Below are 7,427 nucleotides of genomic sequence, written 5' to 3' on the forward strand. Positions count from 1 at the left end.
TATTAGTGGTTAGCAGGAGACACGATGAGCACACAGCCTTTGACCCATGGAACGGTTCCCCAGCGCCTGGCGCATACCCGCGAACTGATGAGCCGCGAAGGCATTCATGCCCTGTTGGTGCCGTCGGCCGACCCGCACTTGTCCGAATACCTGCCGGGTTACTGGCAGGGGCGCCAGTGGTTGTCGGGTTTTCACGGTTCGGTGGGCACACTGATTGTCACCGAAGATTTCGCCGGTGTGTGGGCAGACAGCCGCTATTGGGAACAGGCGACTAAGGAACTCAAGGGCAGCGGTATCGAGCTGGTCAAGCTGCAACCCGGCCAGCCCGGGCCACTGGAATGGCTGGCGGAACAGACTCCGGAACGCGGCGTGGTGGCAGTGGACGGTGCGGTCATGGCCGTGGCCTCGGCGCGTACCCTGGGCAGCAAGCTGGAAGCACGTGGTGCACGCTTGCGCACGGACATCGACCTGCTGAATGAAGTCTGGCAAGACCGCCCAACCTTGCCGAACCAGCCGATCTATCAACATCTGCCACCCCAGGCCACCGTCAGCCGCGGCGAAAAACTCGCGGCCCTGCGCGAAAGCTTGAGCGAGAAGGGGGCCGACTGGCATTTCATCGCGACCCTGGACGATATCGCCTGGCTGTTTAACCTGCGTGGTGGTGACGTTTCGTTCAACCCGGTGTTTGTGTCCTTTGCCTTGATCGGTCAGCAGCAGGCGACATTGTTTGTGGCTTTGAGCAAAGTCGATGCCGAGCTTCGTGCCGTGCTGGAGCAGGATGGCGTGGCCCTGCGTGATTACAGCGAAGTCGCAGCTGCATTGAAGGCCATTCCGTCGGGCGCCAGTGTGCAGGTCGATCCGGCACGGGTGACCGCCGGCTTGCTGGAAAACCTCGGCAGTGGCGTCAAGCTGATCGAAGGGCTTAACCCGACCACCTTGGCCAAATCGCGTAAAAGCCTGGCGGACGCCGAGCATATTCGCCAGGCCATGGAGCAGGACGGCGCGGCCTTGTGCGAATTCTTTGCCTGGCTCGACAGTGCGTTGGGCCGTGAGCGCATCACCGAACTGACTATTGATGAACACCTGACGGCGGCGCGTACCCGCCGGCCGGGTTATGTGTCGCTGAGTTTCAACACGATTGCCGCGTTCAACGCCAATGGCGCGATGCCGCACTACCACGCCACTGAAGAAGAGCACGCGCTGATCGAAGGCGATGGCTTGCTGCTGATCGACTCCGGTGGCCAGTACCTGGGAGGCACCACCGATATCACGCGGATGGTGCCTATCGGTACGCCAACCGAAGAGCAGAAACGCGATTGCACGCGGGTGCTCAAAGGTGTGATTGCCTTGTCCCGCGCGCATTTCCCCAAGGGCATTCTTTCGCCGCTGCTGGATTCCATCGCCCGTGCGCCGATCTGGGCTGAAGGCGTGGACTACGGCCACGGTACCGGTCATGGCGTCGGCTACTTCCTCAATGTGCATGAAGGCCCGCAGGTGATCGCCTATCAAGCCGTCGCCGCACCGCAAACCGCGATGCAGGCCGGCATGATTACGTCCATCGAGCCGGGCACTTACCGTCCGGGCCGTTGGGGCGTGCGCATCGAGAACCTGGTGCTGAACCGTGAAGCAGGCAAGACCGAGTTTGGCGAGTTCCTCAAGTTCGAGACACTCACGCTGTGCCCGATCGACACCCGTTGCCTGGAGCCGTCGTTGCTGACGGTGGACGAGCGCCAGTGGTTCAACGATTACCACGCGCAAGTCCGTGAGCGCTTGAGCCCGCTGCTCAGTGGCGCGGCGCTGGAATGGTTGCAGGTGCGTACGGCCGCTATCTGAGGGGCTGCAGTTCGGACGCCTGGGTCAGGGCATCGGCCATGTAGTCGATAAACGCTTTGACCCGGGCGGACTGACGGCGATTGGGTGCCGAAACGGCATGAATCGGCAGCGACTGCGGGGTGTAGTCCTGCAGCAAGGCGACCACCCGGCCGGCCTTCAGGTCATCAAAGAACAACCACAGGGGCGACAGCGCAATGCCGAGCCCCGCCAATACCATCTCGCGTACAGCCTCGGAGTTATTGCTCTGGGCGTTGCCCTTGATCTTGACGCTGTGCCGCGTCCCGTCCTTTTCGTAGACCCATTGGTTCTGGCTGCTGAGCAGGTTGAACAGTAGGCAATTGTGCCGGGCCAGCTCTTGCGGTGTTTGCGGCGCCGGGTGTTTGGCCAGATAGGCCGGGCTGGCGAGGGTGACCCGGTGAGTAGTGCCGATCTGCCGGGCGATCAGGCCGCTGTCGCGCAACTCGCCGATGCGCAGGGTAACGTCCAGGCCTTCGCTGACCAGGTCCTGATTTTGATCGTTCAGTTGCAGGTCAACCTGTACCTGTGGGTATCGATCGAGAAATCCCGCCAGGCGTGAGGCGATGTGCAAGCGACCGAAGCTCACCGACGAGCCAATGCGTAACGGACCGGCGACAGCCTCCTTGCCGGACTGGAAGCTGTGTTCTGCAGCATCCACTGCCGCGAGGATTTGTCGGCAATGGCTGTAGTAGCGCTGGCCTTCGTCTGTCAGGGAGAGTTTGCGGGTGCTGCGGGAAATCAGCTTGCCGCCCAGTTCTGTCTCCAGTGCACGCAGTACTTTGCTGATGGTGGGCTGAGTGGTATGCAATTCCCGGGCAACCGCAGAGAAACTCCCGCGCTCGATTACCCGGACGAAAATGGCCATTGCGTTGAGCTTATCCATGGGGCTACCGATTCATGCCAAATGAGCATGGTCACTATAGCGGTTTGACGCCTTATCGGCATGAATGGCCGGGCACATCATAGTGATCACTTCCTGATGAATCGAGATCGCGAACATGACTGATACAACTCAAATGCGTGCCCTGATGGTGGATGTGGCGAATGGGCCGTTACGGCTGGCAACGATTCCCAGGCCGACGCAGGGGGAAGGTGAGGTGCTGGTGAGAATCAAGGCCAGTGGCCTCAACCCGCTGGACGGGAAAATTCGCGCAGGCGAGGCGGCCCATGCCCGTCAGCCGTTGCCGGCTGTGATTGGCTTGGACTTGGCGGGGATCATCGAGACAGTGGGCCCGGGTATCAACGAGTGGAAGGCGGGCGATGAGGTGTACGCCCTGGCGACGGGAGTGGGCGGCATCCAGGGCTCGTTGGCGGAGTTTGCCGTGGTGGATGCGCGCTTGCTGGCGAGAAAACCCTTGACCCTGAGCATGCGCGAAGCCGCGGCATTGCCGTTGGTGCTGATCACCGCATGGGAAGGGCTGGTGGACCGTGCGCATGTAGGTCCGGGGCATAAAGTACTGATTCAGGGCGGTGCGGGTGGTGTAGGACATGTCGCCGTGCAAGTGGCTAATGCGTTTGGCGCCGAGGTGTTTGCGACCGGTTCAGCCAGGCAGCGGGCGTTGATCGAGGGGCTGGGCGCCACGTTTATCGACTACCAACAGCACACCGTCGAGGAGTATGTAGCCTTGCACACGGCGGGCGAAGGTTTTGACATCGTGTATGACACGGTGGGCGGGCCGACGCTGGATGCGTCCTTCCAGGCGGCCAGGACTTATCACGGGCATGTGCTGAGTTGTCTTGGCTGGGGTTCTCATAGCCTGGCGCCGTTGTCGTTTAGCGGGGCGACTTACTCCGGGGTGTTTACCCTGCTGCCGATGCTGACGGGCAAGGGGCGTGAGCACCACGGGCAGATCCTTGCCGAGGCGGCGCGGTTGATTGATGACGGGAAGCTCACGCCGATTCTCGACGGGCGTCAATTCGACCTGCACACGGCAAACGCCGCCTGCGAGTTACTCGCCGGCGGCGCTCAAGGGCGTCTGGTGATTGAAATCTAGCTCAGCGCTTCGCGGACAAACTCCAGGCGGTCCTGGCCGAAGAACAACTGGTCGCCGACGAACATCGTAGGCGCCCCGAATATGCCGCGCTGGATGGCGTGCTCGGTGTTGTCCTTGAGGGTGGCCTTGACGGCGTCGTCATTCGTCAACGCCAGGACTGCTTCGGGATCAAAACCGTGTTCAGCCAGCACCGCAGCCACCACAGCAGGATCACCCAGGTGACGGCCTTCTACCCAAAGGGCACGGAACAGGCAGTCGATGAAATCCTGAAAACGCTCGGGCTGGCGCATTTGGACACCGGTGACTGCGCGCATCAGTGTCAATGTATTGATGGGGAAGTGCGGGTTGAACTTGAGCGGGACGTTGTAGCGCTGGGCGTAGCGCGCCAGGTCCTGGAGCATGTAGCGGCCTTTGGCGGGAATGGTGACCGGTGATGCATTGCCAGTGGCCTTGAACACGCCGCCCAGCAACATTGGCTTATAAATCAGCTGGGCGCCGGTTGCAGCGCACAGGCCTGGAAGCTGCGTATAGGCCAGATAGGTGGCAGGGCTGCCGAGGTCGAAGAAAAACTCCACGGTTTTACTCATGCTGGGTACTCGCTGTTTATTGTTATGGGGCGTGCTTACCAGGGTTCATTCCAGGGGCGCAGGTCCAGCTCGAAGGTCCAGGCGTCCCGGGGCTGACTGTGCAGGTACCAATAGTTATCGGCGATGTGTTCGGGGTTTAGAATACCGTCCTGATCCTTGAGGGCGTACTTCTGCGGGAAGTTGTCACGAATGAAGTCAGTGTCGATGGCGCCATCCACGACTACGTGGGCGACGTGGATGTTCCTCGGACCCAGCTCGCGGGCCATGCTTTGCGCCAGTGCGCGGATCCCGTGTTTCGCGCCTGCGAACGCGGCAAAGCCGGCGGCACCGCGCAATCCGGCAGTGGCACCGGTAAACAGGATGGTGCCGCGGTGACGGGTGACCATGCGCTTGGCCACTTCCCGCGCATTGAGGAAGCCAGAGAAACAGGCCATTTCCCAAATCTTGAAGTACTTGCGGGCGGTTTCTTCCAGGATGCTGCACGGCACATTCGCACCGATGTTGAACACAAAAGCTTCAATGGGCCCCAGCTCGGTTTCAATCTGTTCGATCAGCGCAATCACGTCTTCTTCCTTGCGGGCGTCGCAGGCAAAGCCATGCGCCTCGCCGCCGGCCGCCTGGATGCTGTCCACCAACGGTTGCAGTTTTTCGGCGCTGCGCCGCGTAACGCATGCGACGTAACCTTCACGGGCGAAGCGTTTGGCAATTGCGCCGCCAGTGGCATCACCAGCACCCACAACCAGTACGATTTTGTTGTTGTTCGTCATGGAAAGATCCTTTGGTAAACGATCGTTTGGCAAACGAACGTTATGCTATGATCCGGCAGGCGTCAAGCTGACAACACCAGGGGGAAAGCGATGCGATATTCGGCCAGTCATAAGCAGGAAACCAGAGAGAAACTGCTGGATAGCAGTGCAGCCCTGGCGAAGAAAGAAGGGTTTGCCAGTGTCGGAGTGGATGGCTTGATGAAAGCCATCGGCTTGAGTGGTGGCGCGTTTTATAGCCACTTCGCCTCGAAGGACGAATTGTTCAGCTCGATTGTCGAGCGCGAATTGAGTCACAGCCTTGAGCGCTTGAATGGTAGTGGCGTGCAGAGTCGGGAGCGGCTGGATCGCTGTTTGAAGTTCTACTTGAGCATGGCCCATGTGGAGCAGTCTGAAGCGGGCTGTGCGTTGCCGAGCCTGGGTGCGGAGATTGCTCGATCGGATGTGGCGGTGCGCCAACAGGCGCAGGACTGGATTTGCCGATTGCAGGCGGGGTGGGCTGCAACGCTGGGTAGCGAGGACCTGGCGTGGTCGATTCTGTCGCAATGCATCGGCGCGCTGGTAGTAGCGCGGATGATGGTCAACCCGCAGGTGCAGGCACAGGTGCTGTCATCGAACTACGACGTACTCAGCCAACAACTGTCGAACCTGTAAAGGCGTCGGCAGTTACTTGCAGATCACAATCATGCTGCGGCTGGTGTAGCCGGCGGGGTTGAGACCAAACGGATAGTCGCCCGGGTCTTCAGCGTTGTCGCCCGACTTGGCGATGACTTTATAGCCTTTGGCACCACATGAATTGGCTGCACTGGCGTAGCACTGGTCCCAGGAGGAGGACAGGCCCGAGCAGTTGATATGCAGCCCCTTTTTTCCCCGTTTCACTTCGGTCTTGGTCGTCGCGGCACAACCTGCGATTGCCACAATCATGAACAGCATCAAAATTCGCTTCATTACTATCCTTAATAGCCGCCTCGCTTGAATGCACGAAGCTGGCTTTGCTCGCTCTCGAGTGTAGCGTTCATGATGTCCTTATCGAAATTCTCCATGAGTGACACTGGGTTACGGCCTAAACATGGCCTAATTGAGCGGCAAATGCCAGAGCTACGTCAAATCCTGAATCAATCGGCTGGAACGAGTGGCTTTGATTCGTTACGCATGGTCAGGGTTGCGCCAACAGAGGCCAGGATAATGCAGGTAATGGCCAGCCATTGCGCCAGGGACAGGTGTTCTTGAAGGAAAAACAGGCCAGACAAGGCGCCGAACGCGGGCTCGATACTCATCAGGGTTCCGAATGTGCGGGCGGGCAGGCGGGTCAGGGCGACCATCTCCAGGGTATAGGGCAGGGCGGTGGATAAAACCGCGACACCAATGGCGATCGGGATCAGCGAGGGCGTGAGTAATGCAGCGCCCGCGTGGACAATTCCGATCGGCGCGACAAACAGTGCAGCAATCATTACGCCCAGGGCTGCGGTTTGTACGCCGTTGTCGGCACCGGCCTTTTGGCCAAACAGAATGTAGAGCGCCCAGCAGGCGCCTGCGCCCAGTGCGTAGGCGGCGCCTGTGAGATCAATGCCGCTGCTGGCTTCTCCTACGGGGATCAATAGCAGAAGGCCGACGATGGCCAAGGCTATCCAGAGAAAGTCTACCGCGCGTCGCGAAGCATAGATCGCGACGGCCAATGGGCCGGTGAATTCGAGGGCTACTGCGATTCCCAGGGGAACGGTCCGCAGTGACATATAGAAGAGGAAGTTCATTCCGCCCAACGCCATTCCGTAAACGATGACCGTCTGCAGCGACTTGGCTGTCAGCTTGGCGCGCCATGGACGTAATAGAAGCAGCATGATCACACTGGCAAAAATCAGGCGCAGGGTGGTGGTGCCCTGAGCACCAACGATGGGGAACATGCTTTTGGCGAGCGACGCGCCTGATTGAATGGAGGCCATGGCAATGAGTAGTAGGCCGACCGGAAACAATGTCGAGGCCAGGCTACGGGATGAGGTGGTCATTGAGGGTGTTCGTCCGAGGTCGTATTAAAGAAGCAGAAGTGGCTATGATGCTTAACTGTTGAGCGATGGGCAATATATTGCTCAATTTGTTCGGGATTCCTCTCTATATAGGTGAATTCCAGGATAGTCGGGATGGATTGATAGAAAAGCTGAATTAAGGGTTGACGGCAGATTCTGGAAGTCTATAATTCGCCCCACTTCCGGCGCAGTCGAAACGGAAAACTCCTT

Annotated in this window: 8 protein-coding genes; 3 read left to right on the forward strand and 5 right to left on the reverse strand. The window is 59.5% G+C overall.

What is annotated here, in order from left to right; genetic code table 11:
- Positions 1 to 24 precede the first annotated feature (24 nt).
- Entirely contained in the window at positions 25 to 1,833 is a 1,809-nt protein-coding gene (locus MUM_RS0102430; protein WP_010166579.1) for an aminopeptidase P family protein, read from the forward strand.
- On the opposite strand, the gene MUM_RS0102435 is transcribed toward MUM_RS0102430, so the two are convergent.
- Positions 1,826 to 2,734: a LysR family transcriptional regulator gene (locus MUM_RS0102435; RefSeq protein WP_010166580.1), complete on the reverse strand. Its 909-nt coding sequence runs from the start codon at positions 2,732 to 2,734 to the stop codon at positions 1,826 to 1,828. The two genes, MUM_RS0102430 and MUM_RS0102435, sit on opposite strands and share 8 nt — an antisense overlap.
- Positions 2,735 to 2,849: 115 nt before the next feature.
- Between MUM_RS0102435 and MUM_RS0102440 the strand changes: the two genes are divergently transcribed.
- Complete coding sequence (locus MUM_RS0102440) at positions 2,850 to 3,845, forward strand: zinc-dependent alcohol dehydrogenase family protein (protein WP_032881751.1); 996 nt, start codon at positions 2,850 to 2,852, stop codon at positions 3,843 to 3,845.
- Here the strand turns inward: MUM_RS0102440 and MUM_RS0102445 are convergent.
- A complete protein-coding gene (locus MUM_RS0102445; RefSeq protein ID WP_010166582.1) occupies positions 3,842 to 4,432 on the reverse strand; it encodes a 2-hydroxychromene-2-carboxylate isomerase in 591 nt (196 codons plus the stop codon). The genes MUM_RS0102440 and MUM_RS0102445 overlap by 4 nt on opposite strands.
- Positions 4,433 to 4,467: 35 nt before the next feature.
- Positions 4,468 to 5,199, reverse strand: a complete 732-nt coding sequence (locus MUM_RS0102450; protein WP_010166583.1) for an SDR family oxidoreductase — start codon at positions 5,197 to 5,199, stop codon at positions 4,468 to 4,470.
- 90 nt (positions 5,200 to 5,289) lie between these two features.
- Between MUM_RS0102450 and MUM_RS0102455 the strand changes: the two genes are divergently transcribed.
- Complete coding sequence (locus MUM_RS0102455) at positions 5,290 to 5,850, forward strand: TetR/AcrR family transcriptional regulator (RefSeq protein ID WP_010166584.1); 561 nt, start codon at positions 5,290 to 5,292, stop codon at positions 5,848 to 5,850.
- A gap of 12 nt (positions 5,851 to 5,862) precedes the next feature.
- On the opposite strand, the gene MUM_RS0102460 is transcribed toward MUM_RS0102455, so the two are convergent.
- Positions 5,863 to 6,144, reverse strand: coding sequence for a hypothetical protein (locus tag MUM_RS0102460; RefSeq protein ID WP_003210144.1), 282 nt, complete (start codon positions 6,142 to 6,144; stop codon positions 5,863 to 5,865).
- A 167-nt stretch (positions 6,145 to 6,311) separates the two neighbouring features.
- Positions 6,312 to 7,199: a threonine/homoserine exporter RhtA gene (gene rhtA / locus MUM_RS0102465; protein WP_010166585.1), complete on the reverse strand. Its 888-nt coding sequence runs from the start codon at positions 7,197 to 7,199 to the stop codon at positions 6,312 to 6,314.
- Positions 7,200 to 7,427: the final 228 nt, after the last annotated feature.

It is taken from the genome of Pseudomonas sp. PAMC 25886, from assembly GCF_000242655.1.
Lineage (GTDB): Bacteria > Pseudomonadota > Gammaproteobacteria > Pseudomonadales > Pseudomonadaceae > Aquipseudomonas.

What these genes read in the sequence shown, in the direction of transcription:
- MUM_RS0102430 (WP_010166579.1), top strand. Translation starts at nt 25, where the DNA reads ATGAGCACACAGCCTTTGACCCATGGAACGGTTCCCCAGCGCCTGGCG.
- MUM_RS0102435 (WP_010166580.1), bottom strand. Translation starts at nt 2,734, where the DNA reads ATGGATAAGCTCAACGCAATGGCCATTTTCGTCCGGGTAATCGAGCGC.
- MUM_RS0102440 (WP_032881751.1), top strand. Translation starts at nt 2,850, where the DNA reads ATGACTGATACAACTCAAATGCGTGCCCTGATGGTGGATGTGGCGAAT.
- MUM_RS0102445 (WP_010166582.1), bottom strand. Translation starts at nt 4,432, where the DNA reads ATGAGTAAAACCGTGGAGTTTTTCTTCGACCTCGGCAGCCCTGCCACC.
- MUM_RS0102450 (WP_010166583.1), bottom strand. Translation starts at nt 5,199, where the DNA reads ATGACGAACAACAACAAAATCGTACTGGTTGTGGGTGCTGGTGATGCC.
- MUM_RS0102455 (WP_010166584.1), top strand. Translation starts at nt 5,290, where the DNA reads ATGCGATATTCGGCCAGTCATAAGCAGGAAACCAGAGAGAAACTGCTG.
- MUM_RS0102460 (WP_003210144.1), bottom strand. Translation starts at nt 6,144, where the DNA reads ATGAAGCGAATTTTGATGCTGTTCATGATTGTGGCAATCGCAGGTTGT.
- rhtA (WP_010166585.1), bottom strand. Translation starts at nt 7,199, where the DNA reads ATGACCACCTCATCCCGTAGCCTGGCCTCGACATTGTTTCCGGTCGGC.